The 22,784-nt window shown below is 57.3% G+C and carries 22 protein-coding genes; 14 read left to right on the top strand and 8 right to left on the bottom strand.

Features of this window, described 5'->3' with window-relative positions; genetic code table 11:
• From CBB91_RS09175 to CBB91_RS09185, 3 genes are all read left to right on the top strand, one after another.
• The coding region (locus tag CBB91_RS09175; RefSeq protein WP_273013715.1) for a F0F1 ATP synthase subunit gamma at positions 1 to 150 on the top strand (150 nt) is incomplete at its 5' end.
• A 47-nt stretch (positions 151 to 197) separates the two neighbouring features.
• Positions 198 to 1,622: a F0F1 ATP synthase subunit beta gene (gene atpD, locus CBB91_RS09180; protein ID WP_035553721.1), complete on the top strand. Its 1,425-nt coding sequence runs from the start codon at positions 198 to 200 to the stop codon at positions 1,620 to 1,622.
• Between the two features lie 20 nt (positions 1,623 to 1,642).
• Complete coding sequence (locus CBB91_RS09185; RefSeq protein WP_273013666.1) at positions 1,643 to 2,050, top strand: F0F1 ATP synthase subunit epsilon; 408 nt, start codon at positions 1,643 to 1,645, stop codon at positions 2,048 to 2,050.
• A 79-nt stretch (positions 2,051 to 2,129) separates the two neighbouring features.
• Here CBB91_RS09185 and CBB91_RS09190 read toward each other — a convergent pair whose 3' ends face one another.
• The 5 genes from CBB91_RS09190 to CBB91_RS09210 all read right to left on the bottom strand — a co-directional run bounded on the left by CBB91_RS09190 (position 2,130) and on the right by CBB91_RS09210 (position 7,024).
• Positions 2,130 to 2,267, bottom strand: coding sequence for a hypothetical protein (locus CBB91_RS09190; RefSeq protein ID WP_273013668.1), 138 nt, complete (start codon positions 2,265 to 2,267; stop codon positions 2,130 to 2,132).
• A gap of 3 nt (positions 2,268 to 2,270) precedes the next feature.
• Positions 2,271 to 2,798, bottom strand: coding sequence for a DsbA family oxidoreductase (locus CBB91_RS09195; RefSeq protein ID WP_273013670.1), 528 nt, complete (start codon positions 2,796 to 2,798; stop codon positions 2,271 to 2,273).
• A gap of 43 nt (positions 2,799 to 2,841) precedes the next feature.
• Entirely contained in the window at positions 2,842 to 4,305 is a 1,464-nt protein-coding gene (locus CBB91_RS09200; protein ID WP_273013671.1) for a pyridoxal-dependent decarboxylase, read from the bottom strand.
• 112 nt (positions 4,306 to 4,417) lie between these two features.
• Positions 4,418 to 5,551, bottom strand: coding sequence for a 4-hydroxybenzoate octaprenyltransferase (gene ubiA, locus CBB91_RS09205; RefSeq protein WP_273013672.1), 1,134 nt, complete (start codon positions 5,549 to 5,551; stop codon positions 4,418 to 4,420).
• Positions 5,552 to 5,650: 99 nt separating this feature from the next.
• Positions 5,651 to 7,024 carry an NAD-dependent succinate-semialdehyde dehydrogenase gene (locus tag CBB91_RS09210; RefSeq protein ID WP_273013673.1) on the bottom strand — a complete coding sequence of 458 codons (1,374 nt, stop codon included), beginning with the start codon at positions 7,022 to 7,024 and terminating at the stop codon, positions 5,651 to 5,653.
• A 47-nt stretch (positions 7,025 to 7,071) separates the two neighbouring features.
• Here CBB91_RS09210 and CBB91_RS09215 point away from each other — a divergent pair, with 47 nt between their 5' ends.
• The 3 genes from CBB91_RS09215 (at position 7,072) to CBB91_RS09225 (ending at position 11,870) form a co-directional block, all read left to right on the top strand.
• Positions 7,072 to 7,842, top strand: a complete 771-nt coding sequence (locus CBB91_RS09215) for a 16S rRNA (uracil(1498)-N(3))-methyltransferase (RefSeq protein WP_035553707.1) — start codon at positions 7,072 to 7,074, stop codon at positions 7,840 to 7,842.
• 737 nt (positions 7,843 to 8,579) lie between these two features.
• Entirely contained in the window at positions 8,580 to 9,959 is a 1,380-nt protein-coding gene (locus tag CBB91_RS09220) for a glutamate--cysteine ligase (RefSeq protein ID WP_273013674.1), read from the top strand.
• Positions 9,960 to 10,166: 207 nt separating this feature from the next.
• On the top strand, positions 10,167 to 11,870 hold the full coding sequence (locus tag CBB91_RS09225) for a peptide MFS transporter (RefSeq protein WP_345906790.1): 1,704 nt from the start codon (positions 10,167 to 10,169) through the stop codon (positions 11,868 to 11,870).
• Between the two features lie 70 nt (positions 11,871 to 11,940).
• Here the strand turns inward: CBB91_RS09225 and CBB91_RS09230 are convergent, their stop codons facing one another.
• From CBB91_RS09230 to CBB91_RS09240, 3 genes are all read right to left on the bottom strand, one after another.
• On the bottom strand, positions 11,941 to 12,381 hold the full coding sequence (locus CBB91_RS09230; RefSeq protein WP_035553705.1) for a rhodanese-like domain-containing protein: 441 nt from the start codon (positions 12,379 to 12,381) through the stop codon (positions 11,941 to 11,943).
• 110 nt (positions 12,382 to 12,491) lie between these two features.
• A complete protein-coding gene (tldD, locus tag CBB91_RS09235; RefSeq protein ID WP_273013685.1) occupies positions 12,492 to 13,895 on the bottom strand; it encodes a metalloprotease TldD in 1,404 nt (467 codons plus the stop codon).
• Between the two features lie 52 nt (positions 13,896 to 13,947).
• Positions 13,948 to 14,502 (bottom strand): tetratricopeptide repeat protein, encoded by a 555-nt coding sequence (locus tag CBB91_RS09240; RefSeq protein WP_273013686.1) that lies wholly within the window; start codon positions 14,500 to 14,502, stop codon positions 13,948 to 13,950.
• A 165-nt stretch (positions 14,503 to 14,667) separates the two neighbouring features.
• Between CBB91_RS09240 and coxB the strand changes: the two genes are divergently transcribed.
• The 8 genes from coxB (at position 14,668) to thrC (ending at position 22,403) form a co-directional block, all read left to right on the top strand.
• Complete coding sequence (gene coxB, locus CBB91_RS09245) at positions 14,668 to 15,666, top strand: cytochrome c oxidase subunit II (RefSeq protein WP_035553700.1); 999 nt, start codon at positions 14,668 to 14,670, stop codon at positions 15,664 to 15,666.
• A 26-nt stretch (positions 15,667 to 15,692) separates the two neighbouring features.
• Positions 15,693 to 17,351, top strand: a complete 1,659-nt coding sequence (gene ctaD, locus CBB91_RS09250; RefSeq protein WP_035553698.1) for a cytochrome c oxidase subunit I — start codon at positions 15,693 to 15,695, stop codon at positions 17,349 to 17,351.
• A gap of 101 nt (positions 17,352 to 17,452) precedes the next feature.
• Complete coding sequence (cyoE, locus tag CBB91_RS09255) at positions 17,453 to 18,406, top strand: protoheme IX farnesyltransferase (protein WP_345906791.1); 954 nt, start codon at positions 17,453 to 17,455, stop codon at positions 18,404 to 18,406.
• Positions 18,407 to 18,408: 2 nt separating this feature from the next.
• The gene (locus tag CBB91_RS09260) at positions 18,409 to 18,723 is read left to right on the top strand and encodes a hypothetical protein (RefSeq protein WP_273013690.1); all 315 of its coding nucleotides are present in this window, start codon (positions 18,409 to 18,411) and stop codon (positions 18,721 to 18,723) included.
• Entirely contained in the window at positions 18,720 to 19,298 is a 579-nt protein-coding gene (locus CBB91_RS09265; RefSeq protein ID WP_273013692.1) for a cytochrome c oxidase assembly protein, read from the top strand. Before CBB91_RS09260 ends, CBB91_RS09265 begins: the two co-directional genes overlap by 4 nt.
• 77 nt (positions 19,299 to 19,375) lie before the next feature.
• Positions 19,376 to 20,248 carry a cytochrome c oxidase subunit 3 gene (locus tag CBB91_RS09270; protein WP_273013694.1) on the top strand — a complete coding sequence of 291 codons (873 nt, stop codon included), beginning with the start codon at positions 19,376 to 19,378 and terminating at the stop codon, positions 20,246 to 20,248.
• Positions 20,249 to 20,334: 86 nt separating this feature from the next.
• Positions 20,335 to 21,027 (top strand): SURF1 family cytochrome oxidase biogenesis protein, encoded by a 693-nt coding sequence (locus CBB91_RS09275; protein ID WP_273013696.1) that lies wholly within the window; start codon positions 20,335 to 20,337, stop codon positions 21,025 to 21,027.
• Positions 21,024 to 22,403: a threonine synthase gene (gene thrC / locus CBB91_RS09280; RefSeq protein ID WP_273013697.1), complete on the top strand. Its 1,380-nt coding sequence runs from the start codon at positions 21,024 to 21,026 to the stop codon at positions 22,401 to 22,403. The genes CBB91_RS09275 and thrC overlap by 4 nt, the downstream gene beginning before the upstream one ends.
• Positions 22,404 to 22,784: the final 381 nt, after the last annotated feature.

Consider the following 22,784-nt stretch of genomic DNA (forward strand, 5'->3'; position numbering starts at 1 on the left):
GAGCAGGCCAGCCGCATGACGGCCATGGACAACGCGACCAACAATGCCGGCGAAATGATTGACTCGCTGTCACTGCAATACAACCGCGCACGCCAGGCCCAGATCACCAAGGAGCTGATCGAGATCATCTCCGGTGCTGAGGCACTCTAAATGGCCAAGACTGAATCCATATACCCGCTCCAAAGGAGACGACCCGCATGAGCACTCCCGCAAACGCAAACGGCCGCGTGTCCCAGGTGATCGGTGCTGTTGTCGACGTCGAATTCGACGGCGACCTGCCCGCTATTCTGAACGCGCTTGAAACAGACAACAACGGCAACCGCCTTCTGCTTGAGGTCGCGCAGCACCTTGGCGAGAGCACGGTTCGTACGATCGCCATGGACTCTACCGAAGGTCTGGTGCGTGGTCAGTCGGTCGCTGATACGGGCGCTCCGATTACGGTTCCGGTTGGTCCGGCAACGCTTGGCCGCATCATGAACGTCATCGGTGAGCCGATTGACGAGCGCGGCCCGGTCGATACCGAAATGCGTCGGCCAATTCACGCCGAAGCCCCTGAATTTGTCGATCAGTCGACCGAATCCGAAGTGCTCGTGACCGGCATCAAGGTTGTCGACCTGCTTTGCCCATACGTGAAAGGCGGCAAGATCGGCCTGTTCGGCGGTGCTGGTGTTGGCAAGACCGTTCTGATCATGGAACTGATCAACAACATCGCGAAGCTGTTCGGTGGTTATTCTGTGTTCGCCGGCGTGGGTGAGCGTACCCGCGAAGGGAACGATCTCTATCACGAGATGATCGAATCCAAGGTTATCGACCTGGAAGGCGAGAGCCGCATTGCCTTGGTCTACGGCCAGATGAACGAGCCTCCGGGCGCACGTGCACGTGTTGCTCTGACCGGTCTGGCCCAGGCTGAGTACTTCCGTGATGAAGAAGGCAAAGACGTTCTGTTCTTCGTCGACAACATCTTCCGCTTCACGCAGGCAGGTGCTGAGGTGTCCGCACTTCTCGGTCGTATTCCTTCAGCTGTGGGTTATCAGCCGACACTGGCAACCGACATGGGTGGCCTGCAGGAGCGTATTACGTCCACAACCAAGGGATCGATCACATCGGTTCAGGCTGTCTACGTTCCAGCTGACGACCTTACCGACCCGGCTCCGGCAACCTCGTTTGCCCACCTTGACGCAACGACGGTTCTAAACCGTTCAATCGCTGAGAAAGGCATCTATCCTGCTGTGGACCCGCTGGACTCTACCAGCCGTATTCTCGACCCGATGATTGTCGGTGATGATCACTACAACGTGGCTCGTGGTGTTCAGGAAATCCTGCAGCGCTACAAGGAACTTCAGGACATCATCGCCATCCTCGGCATGGACGAACTTTCGGAAGAAGACAAACTGGCCGTGGCACGCGCCCGTAAGGTTGAGCGCTTCCTGTCCCAGCCGTTCGACGTTGCTGAGGTCTTCACCGGTTCGCCAGGCGTTCAGGTCAAGCTCGAAGACACGATCAAGGGCTTCCAGGGCCTGATCGCGGGTGAGTACGACCATCTTCCAGAGCAGGCCTTCTACATGGTCGGCAACATGGAAGAGGCGAAAGCCAAAGCCGAGAAAATGCTGGCTGACGCCTAAGCGATTACGGACAAGGAAGTATGGCCAACAAACTCCACTTCTCACTCGTCTCGCCTGCCAGAGAGCTTTTCTCTGGCGAGGTGGACCATGTGATCGCCCCCGGCTCGGAAGGTGAGTTCGGCGTGCTGGCAAACCATGCTCCGTTCATGACGACACTGAAGAACGGTGTTGTTCGTGTTCTGGAAGGCAACGGCGTCAAGATGCGCATTTTTGTGCGTGGCGGCTTTGCGGACGTCACGCCTGAAGGCCTGACCATTCTTGCCGAGGAAGCTCGCATGCTGGACAAGCTCAAGGTTGAGGATGTCCAGAAAGAGCTCGAAGAGACCCATCTGAAGATACAGTCGCTCGACAAGGAAGACAGCACCCGGCTGACCCTGCAGGAGCACTATGACTACCTGGAAAGCCTCAAGGCTGCGATGGTCAACTAAGGCGCTCGCCTCTCTATCTCATNAAAAAACGCCGCTCCTTTTGGAGCGGCGTTTTTTTATCAGGAGCATCTGGCGAATATTAACTTCCCGCAGGACGCTCTTCTGGAAGGCGGGCGGCTGCGTCCTTCAGGAAGCGGGCCAGCTTTTCAGCGGTCTCAGCGCCCTGAACCGCAACGCGGCGATTGGCGATATAGGTTGGAACACCGCTGATACCCATTTGCTAGAAAAGAGCTTCTTCCTGCCGGACATTGTCTACGTCGGCGTCGGTCGGAAGAAGCTCGGCAACAATGCTCGAATCCAGATCGATCTCCCGGGCGATGTCGACCAGCACATCAGTTTCACCGATGTCGCGGCCGTCGGAGAAATAGGCCTTGAACAGGGCTTCCTTTGCGAGGGCACCTTTCTGCTGGCCTTGAGCCCAGCGAACCAGCCGGTGTGCGTTGAAGCTGTTCGGGCGGCGGGTGATCTTGTCGAAATTGTACGGGATGCCCTCCGCGTGGCCATAATCGATCAGCGCCTGACGCATGGTATTGGCGCGATCCTTGCCCGCATCAGAGCCGAACTTCTCTTTCATGTGCGCCTTGTAGTCGACGCCAGCAGCCGGGATCGTCGGGTCCAGCTCGAACGGGCGGAATATCAACTCCACATCCAGTTCCGGGACCAGTTTGATTGCTTCATCCATCCTGCGTTTGCCGAGCCAACACCACGGGCAAACCAGGTCCGATACCATTTCGATTACGAGTGTCATGCCCTTTACCTAGGTGCGGTTGCGTCGGGACGCAAATAAACCGTCAGTGAGATTGGGTGAGGTCTGCGCCAATCCTGCGAACTTCCCTGACCAACACGTCCAGGTCCGATTGTGCCGTTCGGTGATTTGTAATGTTCACGCGAATGGCTGTCTTGCCGTCAATCCGTGTGGTGGATGGTGCCGCGATGCCGGACATTTGAAGCTGAATAACGATGTCTTCGTTGAGGGAGTTCAGGTCCACGTCACTCGCTGACGCCGGAACGTAGCGGAAGCAGCAGATCTGCATGGAGACTGGTAGAAGCAGCTCCAGATCGCTTGCCGCTTCAACGAGCTCCCCAAGGTACGCAGCTTGTTCGCAGTTGCGCGAGATCATCCGGCCCAGTTTCTCTTCACCATGCTCCGCGATCTGGGCCCAGACTTTCAAGGCACGAAAGCCGCGTGATAGCTCGGGCCCCAGTTCGACCGGCCAGGTTCCACCAGCGGCGAGTCCATGCTCCGCGGATTTGAGGTAATCTGGCCTGTCGGAAAAGGATTTCAGGTGTGTGTCCCCTGAGCGGATCAGGATGCAGCCAGCATCGTAATTGACATGAAGCCATTTATGGAAGTCGAAGGCGATAGAGTCTGCGCGTTCCAGACCGGCGAGGCGGTGTCGCAATCTGTCGCTCAGCATTCCAAGTGCACCAAAGGCACCATCAACGTGGAACCAGAGCTGCTCTGTCTCAGATATGTCTGACAGAGCCATGAGGTCGTCAATCGTGCCAGCATTTACAGATCCACACGTCCCGGCGATCAGAAACGGTTCAAATCCGCCCTCGCGGTCATTATGGATTTGCTTCTTCAGCAGTTCGATATCGATTTGGTGGTCAGGCGTTACGGGGATCCGCCGCAGGGCGCCTGTGCCGAGGCCGACCATATCGAATGCGCGGGCAATGCAGGCATGCGCCTCAGTCGAGGTATATCCTACGAGTTTATGACCTCCGAGGCCTTCTTGGCGACTTTTGAAGTCAAGGCGGGCATCGCGGGCTGCCTTGATCGCGACGATCGTTGCCATGGACGTGCCGGACATGACTAGTCCGCTTGCCTCATCAGGAAATGAGAACAGCCTCTTGCACCATTCGATCACCAGCCGCTCTACTTCGATCGCGGCATGGTTTCGTCCACCGGTATTGGCATTCATTGTCGCTGCGGCGATTTCTGCCACGAGGTTTGACGGTGTGCCTGACCCGTGAACCCAGCCGAAGAAGCGGGGGTGTGTGTTTCCCACACCGTAAGGCAATAGCTTTTGGAGCGTTGTATCGACTTGTTCGGAAGACTGGCCTGTCTGGGACAGATCAAAAAGGGATTTGATCTCGTCTGGAAATGGCGTCCAGACCCGTCCTTCATGCGACCGCTCCATCTGGTCGACCGCAATGTCTATCATGCGATGCAGACGCATGCGGAAATCTTCCCAATCCTCTGGATCGAGGCTTTCTGTATCGGGCACGTTCGGTATGTCGGGATTGGCCATGTTTTACCGATCCAGCCTTTTTTGTGTGGAGACAACGGATTCGGGCGTGGGCGAGCGCATGGGTCGCACCCTGCCTGCGTCATGAACATTCCTGCGATGAGGTTGTTCCAATTCAGCGAATGGCAGGGTGGGCATCGGTGTCGGGGCCGATCACACCCTCATGCCTCAAGGTTCGCAAGGCCTCGCTGGCAAACCATGTCTCGCCGGGGTCGGCCGGGGAGGGACGAGCGCGTTTCACCTCAAGCCCGAAAGGCAAGCTCATGGTGGAAGGAGGGCCTTCCGGTACGATTTCATGATCGGCAAAGAGAGATGTTTGCTTCGGTTCCGGAGCCATGGCGGACAGCGCAAATCCAAATGCAACGACGGCGCCTGCCCACACATTCGATTTGAAGACTGGCAGCGCATCGCGTTCGCGGCTCGATTTGAGGCGCGCGGATTGCCAAGCGCCATGACCCAGGAAGATCAAGGCCGTTACCGCCCCGATGCGCCCGGCTTCGTTGAGCGCGGCAGCCAGAGCGATCAGCGCCGCAGCTCCCAGATGAAAACAGAAGCTGATCAGCACGGCGCGTTGACCGAACAAGCGTGCCGTGGACCGCACCCCTATCAATGCGTCGTCCTCACGATCCTGAAGGGCGTAAATCGTGTCATAGGCGATTGTCCACAGGATCAGGCCCGCATACAGGATCAGGACGGGAAGGCTGATTGTGGAAGCGACGGCGGCGCCAACCAGCGCGCCCCAATTGAACGTCATGCCAAGCCAGGCTTGAGGCCACCACGTCACGCGCTTCATGAAAGGATAGGCGCCCACGAGCGGGATCGACAATAGCGCAACCAGCTTCGCGTCCAGCGGCAGGAAGAGCCAAACTAGCAGGCCGATCAGCAACTGCGCCGCCAGAAATATGTAAGCCTGCTTCAGTGTGACGGCGCCGGACGGCAGCGGCCTTAATGCCGTGCGACTGACGCTTGCGTCGATATCGCGGTCCGTAATGTCGTTCCAGGTGCATCCAGCTCCGCGCATGGCTACCGCGCCGAGCAGGAAAAGTGCGGCCCAAACCAGATCGAACACGTAGACGCCGGTGATCAGCCTCTGAAAAGACAGACCGATGAGGCAGGGTATGTAGAGCAGCCAGATACCAACGGGCCGATCCCAGCGGGCGAGCATGGCATAGGGGCGCCATGCCTCAGGCAGGCTTGCCAGCCAGCCGGGCAGGGCGCTGTCAGCCGGTATCTTGCGCGCGTCGTTCATCGCCGGGGCTTATACCGAATTTCTGCGTTTCCAACAGCCGCGCACACCTATTGGGTGAACTCTGTCGGTAAACGCAGCGTGTGCGGATGCCAGAAAACGCTAGGCGAAATATACGGTTTTACGGTTAACGAAGGCCTTGATCCCATCGGCTGCCAGCTCGCGACCATACCCGGACTGCTTGATTCCGCCGAACGGCAGGCGCGGATCAGACGCAACCATGGCATTCACGAAGGTTGCTCCGGCTTCTAGCTCGTTGATGGCCTGGTCCATTTCTGACTGGTCTTGAGTGAAGATCACAGAACCGAGGCCGAAGACCGAATCATTTGCGCGGGCAATCGCTTCGTCGAGGCTTTCGATTTTCCACAGGTTTGCCACCGGTCCGAACATTTCCTCGTCTGCCGAAGGGCTTCCTTTTGGCGCACCACTGACGATGCAGGGATCAAACCAGTTACCCTCGTCCGGCAGCGTATTACCCGGTTTGAAGACCGACGCGCCAGCAGCAACCGATTTCTCGACTTGCTCCACGAGTTCGTCGCGAATGGATGCGGTTGCGATCGGTCCGATATTGGTGGTCTCGTCCATAGGGTCGCCAACCTTCAGCGATTTGAAGCGGGCCTCGAAGCCAGCCTTGAATGCGTCGTAGACGTCTGCGTGAACAAAGAATCGTTTGGCAGCGATACAGGACTGACCATTATTCTGGGTGCGAGCTGTCAGTGCGGTGTCTAGGGCTTTCTCAAGATCGGCGGATGGCATCACGATAAAGGCGTCGGATCCGCCGAGTTCCAGAAGGGATGGCTTGATCTGGGAGCCAGCCGTGGCAGCAACAGCGCCGCCAGCCGGCCCAGAACCAGTCAGTGAAACGGCTCTGACGCGCTCATCCTTGATAACGCTCTCGACGTGTTTTGAACCAATCAGCAGAGTCTTGAACGCACCTTCCGGGAAGCCCGCTTCAGTGAAGACTTCTTCGATATTCAGCGCGGACCGGAACACATTCGAGGCGTGCTTCAACAGGCCCGTATTCCCAGCCATCAGGATTGGCGCTGCAAAGCGAAAAACCTGCCAGAAGGGATAATTCCAAGGCATGACGGCAAGCAGCACGCCCAGTGGGAGATGGCGAACATAGGCCTTGCTGCCATTGCTCTCCATGATCTCGTCGGCAAGGTAGCCTTCGGCCTGTTCGGCATAATGGCGGCAGACCCACGCGCATTTATTGACTTCAGCTTTTGCCTGGGTGAGCGGCTTGCCCATTTCAGCGGTCATGTCCGCAGCATAACTATCAGCATTGGCTTCGAGCACATCCGCCGCCTTCATCAGGAGTTTTGCGCGATGCTCGAAGCTGGTCTTGCGCCAGTCGGTAAAGCAGGCTTCCGACTGGTTGATGATCGCTGTCACTTCTGCGGGGGTGTGGGGTGTAAATTCCTCAATGACTGTGCCATTCGCCGGATTTACGGATTTGATTGTTTGGTCAGTCATGTTCACCTCTTGCTGATTTCACTTTTGCTGAAAGGTATATCACCCGAATGAGTTCCATCCCGCGACTGTTCGTACCGTCAGCTTTGTCCATGTCTGTACCTGTTCGATTGGACGTTGAGGCCTCAAGATATATCATTAGAGTTATGCGTTTATCGATAGGTGATCGCGTGCGTGTCTTTAATGGGACCGACGGGGAGTGGGTGTGCGAGCTTGCGGAGCCTGACGGCAAGACTGCGATCATTGTGCCGACCGAGCAAATCCGCGCCCAGCAAACAACCGATTGTCCCGAACTCACTTTGATGTTTGCGCCCGTGAAGAAGTCGGAAACGGACTTTATTGTTGAAAAGGCGACAGAGTTGGGGGTTCGACGAATTCGGCCCGTCATAACGCAGTTTACTCAAACCCGAACAGTGCGACTGGACCGGTTCAACAAGATTGCGCTGGAAGCGGCGGAACAGACTGAGCGGCTTGATCTGCCTGAGATTTCGGATCTGGTCTCTCTCGATGCCGCATTGTCCGCCCTGCCTGATGAGACCGTCTTGATCTTCTGTGATGAAGCCGGTGAGGACGATTCAAAGCCTTGGGGCGGAGAACAGGGTCGGGCTCGCGCCGCGCTCGCAGCACTTGGCGATCTCAAGGCTCGTGACGCGGCCATTCTCATCGGCCCGGAAGGCGGCTTCAGTCCGGATGAACGACAATTCCTTCGTTCTCGCGCAGGTACAGTGCCGATCAGTCTGGGACCGCGAATCTTGCGAGCTGAAACGGCCGTCGTTGCCGCACTGAGCCTNTGGCAAGCGGTGTGTGGGGACTGGATCTAGAAAGGCCAGCGTTTCAGNGGCTGAGGGACAGGCCCTTCCCACCGGCGCTGCCAGGCCAGCGATACGCCAATCCGGTGCTCCAGCTTTCCGTCCCAGTGAACTTTCAGGCCNACGGATTTGAGCGTGTCCACAATCTCCTGACCAACTTCAAGGATCACNCCATCGGCGGTGTTGCGNGACGCGCCATAGCTCAAATAGAGATGACCGGTTTCGATAGCGCTTTCGGTGTCTTGCTGGTGAAAGAACACATAGCCCCGTGCCGGNCGGCCATACGCTTCGAANTCTTCGATCTCGATCCCGATTTCGGTTGCGCCNCATGAGCCGCAACACGTGAAGTTCTGGCGNGCGACAATGTCCTTGTCTTCCAGCATGTCGAAAGCCAGTTCGAGCCTGTCGAAGTCCGTGAGGACTGACCACTCAGCCTGTTCGCTGCGAAGGGCCTCGATTTCCTGAATCACCGCAGACCGGATTTCGGACTGGCGATCACGCTCTGAAATTCTCGAGTCGAATTCTTCTGTCAGGTCGAGCAGGATATCTTCAATTTCGTCGATCGGCTCATAGCCTCCACGCACATGAATTCGCGCCCAGACTTTGAGGTCGTCGCGCTCTGCTGTCGTAAATCGCGTCATTGCTTTCACCTGCAGTAATAAACGAACTTGTGAGAATAACCCGGTTGGCGCTTCAGAGAAACATCCCTATGTGCACACAGATCAAGAGATTGAGGGGAGNCCTCCAAAGTGACCACGCCGACGTCGGATATCGACGAAAACTCCCGCCGTATCTCGGATAAGTCAGAGCTGATCGAATATTTCGAGGCTGGCAACAAGCCTCNTTCGGAATGGCGTGTCGGGACTGAACACGAAAAATTCGGCTTCATTCGCGATGGATTGCGCCCGCTGCCTTATGAGGGNGAAGCGTCGGTGCTGTCGATTTTGGAAGGCTTGCGCGACAAATTCAGTTGGGAGCCAATTTCCGAAAGTGGAAAGCTGATCGGCCTGAAAAAGGATGGTGCCAGCGTCTCATTAGAGCCGGGNGGNCAGTTTGAACTGTCCGGCGCGCCGCTTCGCACGATGCANGAAACNTGCAATGAAGTNGGCAGCCATNTGCGCGAAGTGCAGGAAATTGCCGATCCGCTGGGGGTGGCCTTCATGGGACTGGGTGCCAGCCCGATCTGGAGCATGGCGGAGACGCCGATCATGCCCAAGGGTCGCTACAAGATCATGATGGAGTATATGGACAAGGTNGGGCGNCTGGGCCGNCAGATGATGTTCAGAACCTGTACTGTCCAATCCAATCTCGATTTCGAATCCGAAGCCGACATGGTGAAGAAGTTCCGCGTGTCGCTGGCGCTGCAGCCGCTGGGCACGGCGCTGTTTGCCAATTCGCCCTTTATTGACGGGCGTCCGAATGGGTTCCTCTCTTATCGCTCGCAGATCTGGACCGATACGGACCCTGACCGGACGGGCATGTTGCCCTTCGTGTTCGAGGANGGCTTTGGTTTTGAGCGNTATGTCGATTACGCGCTGGACGTGCCGATGTATTTCGTGCGTCGCGGCGGGAAATATCTCGACGCCAGCGGCCTGTCGTTCCGTGACTTCCTTGACGGCAAACTGCCAATTTTGCCGGGCGAGAAACCGGCCATGGATGATTTCGCCGACCACCTGTCGACGATTTTTCCGGAAGTCCGACTGAAGCAATTTCTGGAAATGCGTGGCTCCGATGGCGGGCCGTGGAGCCATTTGTGTGCATTCTCCGCCTTCTGGACCGGGCTGCTGTATTGTTCAGACAGTCTCGAAGCGTGCTGGGATCTGGTGAAGGATTGGNCAGCGGCAGAGCGTGAAGGGATGCGCCAAGGCGTCCGTACGCTGGGCCTCAAAACACCTGTGCCGGGTGGCCGGTCCATGCAGGATCTTGCCGTCGACGTATTGGATATTGCGCGCGCGGGCCTGAAGCGCCGGGCGAACCTGTCAGTATCTGGTGATGACGAAACGGGCTATTTGTCTGAACTTGACCAAATCGCACGATCCGGGTTCACCCCGGCCGAGCGGCTTCTTGAGAAGTATCATGGTGAGTGGCAGCGCGATCTAAGTCACATTTTTGCTGATCAGGCCTATTAGGGGCAAGAAACGCCCTTTGTCCGGCGTTGGATTTGGCACAAGCTGCCTTGAGACAATTGCGTTTGCGTGATCAAAGTACCGGTTCGTAAGAATTTCCGGGGAGTTGAACGCGTGACGGACATCACTGCGACGGGTGAAGCGGGCAAGCCTCGCGATACCTCATTTTTTGGTCATCCAAAGGGANTGGCCATCCTGTTNTTTACNGAGATGTGGGAGCGCTTTTCCTATTACGGGATGCGCGGCCTGCTGGTGCTTTATCTGACCCAGCATTTCCTGTTCTCTGACGAGAAATCATCCATCATGTACGGCGCCTANACGGCGCTTGTTTACGTCATGACCATTATCGGNGGCACGCTGGCCGACCGGTATCTGGGCCAGCGCAANGCCGTCACTTTCGGGGCGATCCTGCTCTGCCTCGGCCATTTCGGTATGGCCTTTGAGGGCTCCGGCTCGAAAGAATATGTCGTCTCAAATGGGACCGAGATCGAAATCCTNCATGAAGGTCGCGGTGACAATCGCCAGCTCTTCGTCGACCTGGACGGCGAAACCCGTCGCGTCGTGTTCGAGCAAGGCTCAGGTGATCTCCAGATCCTCGAGAGCGCGGACGATGCAGANGAGCCAACTGCGCCCGTCTATCAGGAGTTCGCCAANGGTGANTACACCACCCGCGTGGAACAGCAGGAGCTCTATACCAACATCCTGTTCCTCTCGCTCGCCTTCATCATTGCTGGTGTTGGTTATCTGAAGGCCAACATCTCGACCATTGTCGGCGCGATCTATGAGTTTGACGACCCTCGCCGGGATTCAGGCTTCAGCNTGTTCTATATGGGCATCAATCTTGGCTCGCTCTTGTCCTCGCTGACCTGCGGTATCATCGGTATCGTATGGGGTTGGAAATACGGGTTTGGCCTGGCAGGCATCGGCATGTTTGCGGGCCTTGCGGTGTTCCTGTGGGGACAGAAATTCCTGGAAGGAAAGGCTGAGCCGCCAAATCCNGAAACGCTGAAGAAANCCTTCCTCGGCCCAATCAATGTNGAAATGGCCTGCTATCTGGCTGGCGCGCTTGTCATCGCTGTGGCCATGTTGCTNGTGATGAACGCGGAAGTCATTCCAGACTGGTTCGTCGGGTCCCTCGGCATCGCCATCTTTATCGGCCTTGTCGGATATGCCTTTGTCAAACTTCAGGGAACAGAGCGCAATCGGATGTTCGCNGCGATCTATTTCGTGCTCGCGCAAATCCCGTTCTGGGCGCTGTTCGAACAGGCTGGCTCGTCGCTGACCCTGTTCACAGACCGTCTGGTCGACAAGGAAATGTTCGGTATGAACGTGCCGACGCCGGTCTTCCAGTTCCTGAATGCGGGCTACATTGTCATATTCGCCCCGATCTTTGCCTGGATGTGGATTGCCCTGTCCAAGCGGAAAATGGAACCATCGACGCCTGTGAAGTTCGCCATCGGCGTCTTCCTGGCAGGGCTTGGCTTCCTATCGCTTGTGGGGGGCATTGGCATGTCCGGCGCGGGCATGACAGCGGTTGGCTTCATCTTCCTGATCTACTGGGTGCACACGATGGGCGAACTGATGGTTTCGCCAGTCGGCCTGTCGGCGGTGACCAAGCTTGCCCCGGCCCGCGTGGTTGGNATGACAATGGGCGCNTGGTTCCTCTATTCCGGACTGTCCAACTATCTGGCAGGCGTGATCGCGCGCACAACCGGTGCGGAAACAATCGGTGGTCAGATCACGGACGTTGCAGCTGCGAAAGCCACCTATGTCAGCGTGTATTCAAATGTTGGCTACGTCGCCATGGGTATCGGCGTCCTNATGCTGATCATCTCACCAATCATNAAGCACTGGATGAAGGGAAGCGATGAGCTGCCGCCGGAATCCTCGATGGTGTCAGACGAGATGTTCTGATCTCNGATCAAATCGAAACTAAGAAAGGCGGCTCCTGGGGGCCGCCTTTTTCGAGTCTGGATGTGTGCGCTCAATAGTCCGGTGGCAGAAACTGGTCGGTTGGCAAACCGCGCTTTATCCAGCCGTCGCCAACGCCTTCCAAACCAACCATGCCCTCAGCGATCTCATAAATTTCGGCGAAGCCTGCAGCCTCGAGGCGCGCTGCTGCTTCGGTGGAGCGATTCCCCGCACGGCAGATCACTGCGATTGGATATTCAAGATCGCCCAAGACCGCGCCGCGGGCCTGAGCAAGAAAATCAACGTCCTGCAAATTCGCTCCGACACTGTCACGCGGCATTCCGGTCATGGCCCATTCGGAGGGGGTACGCACATCCAGCAGGATCAATTCGCCGCGTTGGACCAGTGTGTGCGCAGAGTCGGCAGACAAGGTCTGGATGTCCGCTGATGCAGGTAAGACAGCGCTGACGACAATCGCCGTTGCAGCGATGAGGGGCGATAGAAAACGGACCATGAGAACACTCAACTTGAATAAAGCCGCAACGAGTCGATGACCAATTGCGGCAACAAAGTGTCAAAGTGAGTGGTCCGCCGCAACCCTGGTTCCCCAAGGTGACAGCAAATTTAGCCAGCGCCGCCTACAGTCAGCGCACCAACTTTGAGAGTTGGCTGGCCAACGCCCACCGGCACAGATTGACCGGCCTTGCCGCACACACCTACACCGTCATCCATCGCGAAGTCGTTTCCGATCATGGTCACATCCTGCAGCACGGTAGGGCCGTGGCCGATCAGGGTGGCGTTCTTNACGGGAGCAACGACTTTGCCGTTTTCCACCAGATAGGCCTCGGTGCACTGGAACACGAAATTGCCAGACGTGATGTCGACCTGGCCGCCACCGAAATCAACGGCCCACAGGCCACGCTTGATCGATCCAACGATTTCGTCGGGATCCTTGTCGCCGCCCAGCATGACCGTGTTGGTCATCCGGGGCATTGTGGCCGCTTCATAGCTTTCCCGGCGGCCATTGCCGGTCGGGGCCTGGCCCATCAAGCGTGCGTTCATGCGGTCCTGCATGTAGCCTTTCANAATGCCGTCTTCGATCAGCACGGTNCGCTGCGTCGGCGTGCCTTCGTCGTCGAAGGAGAGCGAGCCGCGGCGACGCTCGATGCTGCCATCGTCTATGACGGTCACGCCTTTCGCGGCGACCTGTTCTCCGATTCGGCCAGCATAAACACTTGTGCCCTTGCGGTTGAAGTCGCCTTCAAGTCCATGCCCGACCGCCTCGTGCAGTAGAACGGCAGGCCAGCCCGGCCCGAGGACGACTTCCATCTGGCCGGCTGGGGTGGGGATGGACTGAAGATTTACCGAAGCCTTCTTCACGGCGCGCTTCACCATCGCTTGCCAGCGATCCGGTTGGATCCAGTCTTCATAGGCAGCGCGCCCGCCTGCGCCAGCACCAGCCGATTCGCGCCGACCATTCTCTTCGAGCGTGACGGAAACGTTCAAGCGTACAAGAGGACGAACCTCCGAAAAGACCGCGCCGTCCGGCCGGACGATATCCACTTCCTTGTGGCTGCCAGCCAGCGATACGGAAACCTGCACCACGCGGGGGTCGAAGGCGCGCGCCCAGGCGTCGATCTCGGCCAGCAGCCCGGTTTTCATGGTGAAATCGGGCGCAGACGTAGGATCAATTGGCTCATACAGGCGACGATTGGTTGGGGTCGGCCCCGTTGCGAGATGGCCTGAATAGCCGCGCTTTGCTTGAGCAGCTGTTTCCGCCGCTCTCTGAATGGCTTCAAGCGAAAGTTCGGATGCATAGCCGGAGCCAGTTGTTTCACCGGCGACAACCCGCAGGCCAAATCCCTGATCGGTGTCGAATGCTGCCGATTTCAAACGTCCATCGTCAAACACAAAGCTCTCCGAGCGCGAGCGTTCTACGAAGAGGTCGCCGTCATCCGCGCCCTTGGCGGCGTTGGACAGGATTTCGGATGCTTTGGTCAGGTCGAAGGGAAGGGAGGTCTGTGTCATCCAGAATAGATGCGCGACACCCTGCCGACCCGCAAGGGCGCAGGCGCAGAAATCAGTTGGTTGTGACTTCGAACCGCGAAAGCTGCCATTGCGCCAGCTCCCAATCCGGCTTCAGTTCCAACGCGGTCTTGAAGTCGAAATAAGCGCCTTCGATATCCGCCAGCTTTTCCTTTGCCAGCGCGCGATTGTAATAGGCGGCATACAAGTCACTTGAATCGAGTGCGATGGCCTTGTCCAGCGAAGCAAGCGCGCTTGAATAGTCTTCAAGGAAGATAAATGCTGCGCCTTCATTCAGGTAGGTTTCTCCTGTTTCGGGGCGTATCTTCTTGGCTTTCTCGTAGTCGGACAGGGCTTTCTGATAGAGGCCCGCCCGCATGTGCAGTACGCCGCGATTCGTATAGGTTGCGGCGCGATTGCTGGGGTTCATGGCCTCGTGTTCAATGGCGCGTGTGCAGGTTTCTGCACCTTCCCGCGGTGAAACCGTCTCGAATTTTGCGGCTTCATAACAATCCTTGGCAATTCCGCCGCCCAGAACAACGACCTGAGCAAGGGCAGGGCTGGCTCCGAATCCAAGAAGGAGGGCTGCAGCACATATGGCGTTTCTCATCTGGTCGACCTTTCTCTTCAATGTCCGGGCGTGTGGCCAAAAGTACCACAGATGCCGTCTGGCGGCGACAACCTGCGACAATATTGAGCGCGTAAAGTGGTAGGTTGCGGCTAGTACGTATTGTAGATAGAGGAGCAGAGATTCCAATGAGACGAGGATAACTTCGTGCGACACCTTATTGCCGCCATGTGCGCCGCCATTATGGCCGGACCAGCACTGGCTTTCGAACCGACCGACGGTGCGCTGGGCTTCCAGCCGGCCGCGACCCGCATTGCGGAGCGCATTCACACCTTCCATGACTTCGTGCTCGTGATCATTGTGTTGATCACGCTGCTCGTCCTCGGACTGCTGCTGTGGATCATTGTTCGCCACAATCGCAAGGCCAATCCGGTGCCCAAGAAGTTCAGCCACAACACGCTGATCGAAGTTATCTGGACCGTCGTTCCGGCGCTGATCCTGGTGGCAATTGCCAGCCAGTCCTTCCCGAACCTCTACTATCAGGACGTTGTTCCAAACCTGCAGCAAATCACTGACAAGTCTGAGAAGCTCTTGGCGGATGGAAAAGACAGTCAGCATGAGCGCTTCACGAAGGATTACTTCCCGGAAGCTGCTGAAAAGGGGTTCGTGAACGTCAAGGCGCAGGGCAACCAGTGGAACTGGACCTACACCTATCCGGATCTGGTGGATGATTCAGGTTACCCCCTCGAATTCGTCTCGAACCCGGTCCACGTCGGTGTTTCGACGGATGGCGCCAATTATGCGGATGCAACCGGTCGTTCTGATTATGCGTCCAAGCCGCGTAACCTCGCCGTCGACTATCCCATGGTTGTCCCTCAAAACCGTTACATCCGTTACTACACGGCAGCCGCTGACGTGATCCATTCCTGGACCGTTCCAGCTTTCGGCGTCAAAACCGATGCTGTGCCGGGACGCCTGAATGAAGGTTGGTTCCTGGTGGAGCAGCCGGGCATTTATTACGGCCAGTGTTCTGAGCTGTGTGGCGTCAACCACGCCTACATGCCGATCGAGGTTCGCGTGGTCAGCCAGGAACAGTTTGACGCATGGGCTGAGCAAATGCTCGCCGGAGACTACGAGGCGGCCTATGCTTCTGTAGATGTGTTTGCATCCAACGAGCAGGCGACCCAGTTCGCCGCCCAGCAATAGACAAGAGAGAGTGAATCGCCATGCCAATGGATGAAGTCGCCATCGACCATCATGACGCGCACGATCACAAGCCGGGCTTTTTCACGCGCTGGCTGTTTTCGACGAACCACAAAGACATCGGTACGCTGTACCTGATCTTCGCCCTGATTGCCGGTATTATCGGGTACACGCTTTCCGGCTTGATCCGCTGGGAGCTCGCTGAGCCGGGCGTAAGCGTCCTGACGCAATTTGTCGCCGGTGAAGGCGATGTTGCAATCCAGAACGCCAAGCATTTCTACAATACCGTGATTACCTATCACGGCCTGATCATGATCTTCTTCATGGTCATGCCAGCGCTGATTGGCGGTTTCGGTAACTGGTTTGTGCCGCTCATGATCGGCGCGCCGGACATGGCCTTCCCGCGCATGAACAATATTTCGCTCTGGCTCACCGTCGCAGCGTTTGTTCTGGCTTGTATTTCCATGGTTGTGCCAGGCGGGCCGGGTAATGGCTTCGGCGGTGGTTGGGTTCTCTACCCGCCGCTTTCTTCGACAACCGGGCACGCTGGCCCCGCGATGGACGTTCTCATCTTGTCGCTGCACACAGCTGGTATCGCGTCCATTCTGGGTGCCATCAACTTCATCGTGACCATTCTGAACATGCGCGCTCCAGGCATGACGCTGCACAAGATGCCGCTGTTCGCATGGGGCGTTCTGATCACGGCTGTCCTGTTGCTGCTCTCGCTGCCGGTTCTGGCTGCTGCGCTGACCATGCTGCTGACTGACCGTAACTTCGGCTCGCAATTCTTCGTGCCGGGTGGCGGTGGCGACCCGATCATGTTCCAGCACCTGTTCTGGTTCTTCGGTCACCCTGAAGTGTACATCATGATCCTGCCGGCATTCGGCATCATCAGTCACATCGTGTCGACCTTCTCGAAAAAGCCGATCTTCGGCTACCTCGGAATGGCTTACGCCATGGTCTCCATCGGTGTCATCGGCTTCGTTGTGTGGGCTCACCACATGTACACGGTCGGTATGGATGTTGACCTGAAGGCTTACTTCGTCGCGGCGACGATGGTGATCGCGGTGCCGACCGGCATCAAGATCTTCTCCTGGATCGCGACCATGTGGGGCGGCTCGATTGAGTTCAAGGTGCCGATGCTCTGGGCGATTGGTTTCATCTTCCTGTTCACCGTTGGCGGTGTGACGGGTGTCGTTCTGGCGAACGCCGGTATCGACCACGCTCTGCACGACACATACTATGTTGTGGCGCACTTCCACTATGTGCTGTCGCTCGGTGCTGTGTTTGGCCTCTTCGCCGGCTGGTACTACTGGTTCGAGAAGATGTTCGGCATCAAGTACAACGGCTTCATCGGTGGTCTTCACTTCTGGCTGATGTTCATCGGGTCGAACGTCCTGTTCTTCCCTCAGCACTTCCTGGGCCTGCAAGGCATGCCGCGTCGCTACATTGACTACGCAGACGGCTTCGCCACTTGGCATATGTGGTCATCCATCGGCTACGCGATCACGCTGGTTGCCACGACCGTCTTCTTCATTGGTCTGGTCGAAGCTATGATCCGCCGCCGCAAGGGTGCAGCCAATCCGTGGGGCGAAGGTGCGACGACGCTGGAATGGACGCTTCCATCGCCACCACCATTCCACCAGTTCAACGAACTGCCGCACGTTACCAACAAAGGCGGCCACTAACAGGCAAGGGAAGGGCTCGGCCTTCCAGACAGTCTGAAACCGAGGCGGCCCGGCGCGACATGCGCTTGGGCCGTTTCGCTTAAAAGGACCAGATTGAGACAATGACCGACATGAGTGCGACATCAGAGAAACGTTACGCGACAGCGGGCGACTATGTGCAGCTTCTTAAGCCGCGCATCATGATGCTGGTTGTATTCACAGCCATCGCGGGTCTCGTGGCGGCTGTCGGCGTGACTGGTGTCTCGATCAACCCGATCATGGCGGCCATTGCCACGTTGGCCATCGCGCTCGGTTCGGGCGCGGCCGGCGCGATCAATATGTGGTATGACGCAGACATCGACCAGATCATGAGCCGGACTTCCACGCGCCCAATTCCTTCCGGCGCCGTGCCGAAAGAAGAGGCTCTCGCGATGGGCCTCATCATGAGCGGTGTATCTGTCATGCTGATGTGGCTGGCGTCGAATTGGCTCGCTGCCGCGCTGCTTGCGTTTTCGATTTTCTATTATGGCGTGATCTATACGATGTGGCTGAAGCGCTCGACGCCGCAGAACATCGTGATCGGTGGCGGCGCAGGGGCGTTCCCGCCGGTGATCGGTTGGGCCGCTGTAACGGGCAACACGCCGGTTGATGCGTGGATTCTTTTCGCCATCATCTTCTTCTGGACCCCACCACATTTCTGGGCGCTGAGCCTCTTGGCGCATGGCGAATATGAAAAGGCAGGCGTGCCCATGCTGCCGGTAACACACGGGGCGAAGGTGACGCGTAACCAGATCCTGTTCTACACAATCCTGCTGGTCCCATTGGCCTTGTTGCCTGTGCTCACTGGTTTGGGCGGCTTGATATATGGCGCGACAGCGTTGGCGCTCGGGCTTGTATTCCTTGGCTATGCTGTTCGCGTCTGGCGGTCGAACGCTGGCGATGCCGAAGCTAGCGGAGCAGATATGAAGCTTGCACGAGGAATGTTCTTTTTCTCCATCCTCTATCTGTTCCTGGTTTTCGCTGCTCTCATTCTTGAGCACGCGGCAGGCCTTCATTTCGTGATTGGAGGCGTCTGAAGATGACGAATGAACAAGACAAGTATCAGGGCCAGTTTGCAGAGGCGCCTGCGGTGAGTCAGGAAGAGCTTCGCGCCCGGAACAGCCGCAATCGCTGGCTTGGCATCGCGCTTGCCGTGTTCGTCATCCTCGTTGGCGTGATTACCTTCATTCGTCTCTCGTCGTCCGACCTGAGCGAGAGCGGCTTCTATTACAATATGGATGACCGTGGCGAACGTGTGCAGGAATTGCCTACCGGCATGACCCCGGAACAGGCTGCGCCGCCGCCGAACCTGACTCCAGCAGATGAAAAACCGAGTGAGGAAGACCCTTCATGAGGCTTTCGAACACAAAAGTCGCGTTGATTTCCCTGGGAGTTTTCAGCAGTATGCTGGGACTGGGCTTCGCTGCGGACCCACTCTACGACACCTTTTGCAAGGTCACGGGCTTTGGGGGAACAACCCGCATTGCGACTGCGGCGCCGGAGATGGTTGTCGATCAGACAATTGACGTTCGGTTCGATGCAAATGTTGCTGACGTGCCTCTGCTGTTTCGCCCGCTCCAGACCGAGCAAGAGTTGAAGCTTGGCCAACACGGACTGGCGTTTTACGAAGTCACAAACCCGACCGATCGGGAAGTGCGCGTCATTGCGAGTTACAATGTGACGCCGCATTATGCAGGGCTCTATTTCAACAAGCTGGAATGTTTCTGCTTCGAGGAGCGGGTTATCGCGCCGGGAGAAACGAAGAAGCTCCCCATTGTCTATTTCGTATCGGCGGACATGCTCGAGGATCGTGTAGCGAAATCGCTGGAGACGATTACGCTCAGCTACACGTTCTTTGACAGTTCAAGCTATTCAGGCGAGGAGAAAGCCGCACAAAAGGGTGCGGCGAATTCAGCCAATGCCGGCTGATACAGTTGCAAATACAAGCCGGAGCGGTCTAAACAGCGCTCTGATTCATGTGATTTTTTAGAGGGGTCAAAAGGGCCATGGCTCACGACGAAGTCAAACACGATTTCCATCTCGTAAACCCGTCACCCTGGCCGCTGCTGGGGTCGATTGCGGTTGTTGTCACTGCCCTGGGCGGCGTGACCTACATGAAAGGCCTGTTTGGCCTCGAAGCAGGTACCTGGTGGCTGCTTGCACTGGGGCTGGCCATGGTCATGTGGGTGATGTTCGGCTGGTGGCGCGAAGTCATCAAGGAAGGCAATGTCGGTGACCACACGCCTGTTGTTCAGATCGGTCTTCGCTATGGCATGATCCTGTTCATCGCGTCAGAAGTCATGTTCTTCGCGGGATGGTTCTGGAGCTTCTTTGAGTTCGCAATTTTCGAAAGCGCACGCGTCGGCGAAACTTGGGATTCCACGAACGCACTCTACGCAGATGGTCTCGCTCGCTTCAACGATTGGCCTCCTGTCGGTGTTGAGACGTTCGATCCCTTCCATTTGCCACTGATCAACACGTTGATCCTTCTGCTGTCCGGTACAACTGTAACCTGGGCTCACCACGCCCTTCAGCATGGCGACCGTGCCGGCGCACGCAACGGCCTGATCCTTACGGTTATCCTCGGCTTCGTGTTCACGCTGTTGCAGGCTTACGAATATAGCCACGCCCAGTTCACATTCGATGGGACGCTGTATGGTTCCGCCTTCTTCATGGCGACCGGCTTCCACGGTGCGCACGTCGTAATCGGTACGATCTTCTTGGCGATCTGCCTGATCCGCCTTCTGATGGGCGGCATGAGCGCTGACAAGCATCTCGGCTTCGAATTCGCTGCCTGGTACTGGCACTTCGTTGACGTCGTCTGGCTCTTCCTGTTCGCGTTCGTTTACGTGGTGCCACACCTCGTTTACGGCGGGTAGACTGCCGCTGGCATAGACTGAACAATCGACAGGCCCGCCGGCGCACATGCCTGGCGGGCCTTTTTTCAGGTACACTTTGAGGCCTCATGACCTTTCGCCCATTTCCCATTCTCACCTTGTTCACCATCGCGTCGCTGATCATTCTGGTGATGCTGGGGAATTGGCAGTACGGGCGGTTCAGCGAAAAGATGGCACTCGATGAGACCGAGCCGAACTGGCAAACCCTGTCGGGTCGGGTTGTGCCGGGCAGTGAAGCGATGGTCTACGCCTATGCGGATGGCGCGGCTTCATGGCGGCGCGTCGTCGCCGTCGATGCGGGCGACAATGTGGTCTTCACCACGATTGAATTGCTTTACCAGGTAGAGCCCCCAGTTCCGTGTCAGGGGCCAGATTGCGGTGCAAACCTGAACTTCACCGCGCAGGGGATCTACAAGACGCCAGGCAACCGGAATGTCTTTGCCAGCCCGGACAAGCCTGCAGCTGGCGTATTTTACGCCTACAGTATCAAAGATCTCTCGAATAATCTTCCAAGCGCAATGGCGGACCGTGTGTCGCCTGAGGCATTTGAGCCGCAAACGCTTCGCTTGGTTGAGAATGGCCGTGCAATGGCTGGTCGCAATCCGTTTGCGCGCCTTCGCATGGATGATGACCTGCCGCCTCAACGGCATTTTGGTTACGCAATTACGTGGTGGGGGCTCGCCTTGGCGCTTCTGGGTGTGTATCTCGCCTTTCACTATCAAAAAGGCCGCTTGCGGTTTCGCGGAAGGGACGCGGAATGAAGTATATTTCCACTCGGGGACAGTCTGAGCCTGTCGATTTTCTTGGCGCTTGCCTCGCAGGACTTGCGCCCGATGGCGGCCTGTATATTCCCGAGGCTTACCCACAGATCGACCCCGCGAAGCCGGGCGAACCTTATGCGCACGTGGCCGCCCGTGTGATCTCGGCCTTCGCTGGAGACGCGCTGACATGGGACGAGGTGCTCGGACTTTGCGAGCGGGCCTATTCCAGCTTCGCGCATCAATCCGTGACACCTTTGACCCAATCCGGCCCAGCAAACTGGCTGCTTGAACTTCACCATGGTCCGACCTTGGCGTTCAAGGATGTGGCGATGCAGTTGATTGGTCAGCTCTACGACCTCGTACTCGGCAAGACAGGCCAGCGCATGACGATCATGTGTGCAACGTCAGGCGACACAGGCGGAGCTGCTGCGGCGGCGTTTGCCGGGGCAAAGCATGCCGACCTCGTAATCCTTCACCCGTTTGANCGCGTNTCNCCCATCCAACGCCTTTTCATGACGACAACAGGCGCAGACAATGTGCTCAATCTGGCACTCGAAACTGATTTCGACGAATGCCAGACCATTGTGAAATCGCTCTTTGCAGACCGTGACTTTGCAGATCGGGTAAGCCTGTCCGGCGTGAATTCCATCAACTGGGCCCGTATTGCCGCGCAGACAGTCTACTACGCAACCTCACAAGCTGCGCTNGCGGGGCAGCANATTCGTTTCATNGTGCCGAGTGGCAATATGGGCGATGCGCTTGCCGGATATGTCGCCGCACGTTGCGGAATGTTGCCGGGCGGTCTGGATATTGTCTGCGCGGTGAATGAGAACGACGCGTTGTTGCGCCTGTTCGAGGCCGGCAAGATGACGAAGGCGCAAACTGTCGAAACTCCAAGCCCGGCCATGGACATCTCCATTCCTTCAAACTTCGAACGCATCCTGTTCGAACTGTCCGGACGCGACAGTGACGCTGTGCGCGGTGTTTACGAACGGTTCAAACAGGCAGGTGAGGCGGATCTTCCTGAAACAGCGAAGGGGCGTATGAGCTGTTCCGGTATTCGCGTTCAAAGTGTCAGCAATGCAGACACTCTGGAAGAAATGAAGCAGTTCGAATCCGAGACAGGTTGGCTGATCTGCCCTCACACAGCGGTTGGAACGCGTGTGGCGCGGCTGTCACCAAAAGCGGATGTCGCGACGGTCGTTCTGGCGACAGCATCACCCGCGAAATTCCCTGAGACCGTGAAGCAGGCAACTGGGCGCGACGCGGGGCTTCCGGATTTCGCCACCGGCGTTACCGAGAATGAAGAAGTATTCGAACGCGTGGAACCGACGCTGGCCGCGGTGCGCGCCCGAGTCGAGCAGTTGGCCCGCTAAGCAATGGCGATCAGCCGGAAGGAAACCGTTATTGTCTCGGATCGGCTGGTTATCGAGCCGCCGAGGAAGCGGGACTTCAAGGACTGGTCCCATCTGCGCAAGCGTAGTCGGAAGCACTTGCAGCCCTGGGAGCCAAGTTGGCCTGAAGACGCCAACTCCCGTGCCGACTGGTCCAGGCGGCTTCAGGCGTGGAAATCAGGNTGGCAGTCTGGCCGAGCCTACGTATTTCTTATCCGCAGGCTGGAAGACAGTGAACTTGTTGGCGGTGTNTCCCTCACCAATGTCCGCGGTTGGCCCGCNGATAGTGCCAGTCTGGGATACTGGCTNGGCATCAACTTTCAGGGGCAGGGCCTGATGCAGGAAGGCGTGCGGGCCGTTTGC

It is taken from the genome of Hyphomonas sp. TMED31 (assembly GCF_002172815.1).
In the GTDB taxonomy this organism is placed as follows: Bacteria; Pseudomonadota; Alphaproteobacteria; order Caulobacterales; family Hyphomonadaceae; genus Hyphomonas; species Hyphomonas atlantica.

Bases quoted from the DNA above. Each gene is read 5' to 3' on its own strand.
- atpD (WP_035553721.1), top strand. From the start codon at position 198: ATGAGCACTCCCGCAAACGCAAACGGCCGCGTGTCCCAGGTGATCGGT.
- CBB91_RS09185 (WP_273013666.1), top strand. From the start codon at position 1,643: ATGGCCAACAAACTCCACTTCTCACTCGTCTCGCCTGCCAGAGAGCTT.
- CBB91_RS09190 (WP_273013668.1), bottom strand. From the start codon at position 2,267: ATGGGTATCAGCGGTGTTCCAACCTATATCGCCAATCGCCGCGTTGCG.
- CBB91_RS09195 (WP_273013670.1), bottom strand. From the start codon at position 2,798: ATGACACTCGTAATCGAAATGGTATCGGACCTGGTTTGCCCGTGGTGT.
- CBB91_RS09200 (WP_273013671.1), bottom strand. From the start codon at position 4,305: ATGGCCAATCCCGACATACCGAACGTGCCCGATACAGAAAGCCTCGAT.
- ubiA (WP_273013672.1), bottom strand. From the start codon at position 5,551: ATGAACGACGCGCGCAAGATACCGGCTGACAGCGCCCTGCCCGGCTGG.
- CBB91_RS09210 (WP_273013673.1), bottom strand. From the start codon at position 7,024: ATGACTGACCAAACAATCAAATCCGTAAATCCGGCGAATGGCACAGTC.
- CBB91_RS09230 (WP_035553705.1), bottom strand. From the start codon at position 12,381: ATGGTCCGTTTTCTATCGCCCCTCATCGCTGCAACGGCGATTGTCGTC.
- CBB91_RS09240 (WP_273013686.1), bottom strand. From the start codon at position 14,502: ATGAGAAACGCCATATGTGCTGCAGCCCTCCTTCTTGGATTCGGAGCC.
- ctaD (WP_035553698.1), top strand. From the start codon at position 15,693: ATGGATGAAGTCGCCATCGACCATCATGACGCGCACGATCACAAGCCG.
- cyoE (WP_345906791.1), top strand. From the start codon at position 17,453: ATGACCGACATGAGTGCGACATCAGAGAAACGTTACGCGACAGCGGGC.
- CBB91_RS09260 (WP_273013690.1), top strand. From the start codon at position 18,409: ATGACGAATGAACAAGACAAGTATCAGGGCCAGTTTGCAGAGGCGCCT.
- CBB91_RS09265 (WP_273013692.1), top strand. From the start codon at position 18,720: ATGAGGCTTTCGAACACAAAAGTCGCGTTGATTTCCCTGGGAGTTTTC.
- CBB91_RS09270 (WP_273013694.1), top strand. From the start codon at position 19,376: ATGGCTCACGACGAAGTCAAACACGATTTCCATCTCGTAAACCCGTCA.
- CBB91_RS09275 (WP_273013696.1), top strand. From the start codon at position 20,335: ATGACCTTTCGCCCATTTCCCATTCTCACCTTGTTCACCATCGCGTCG.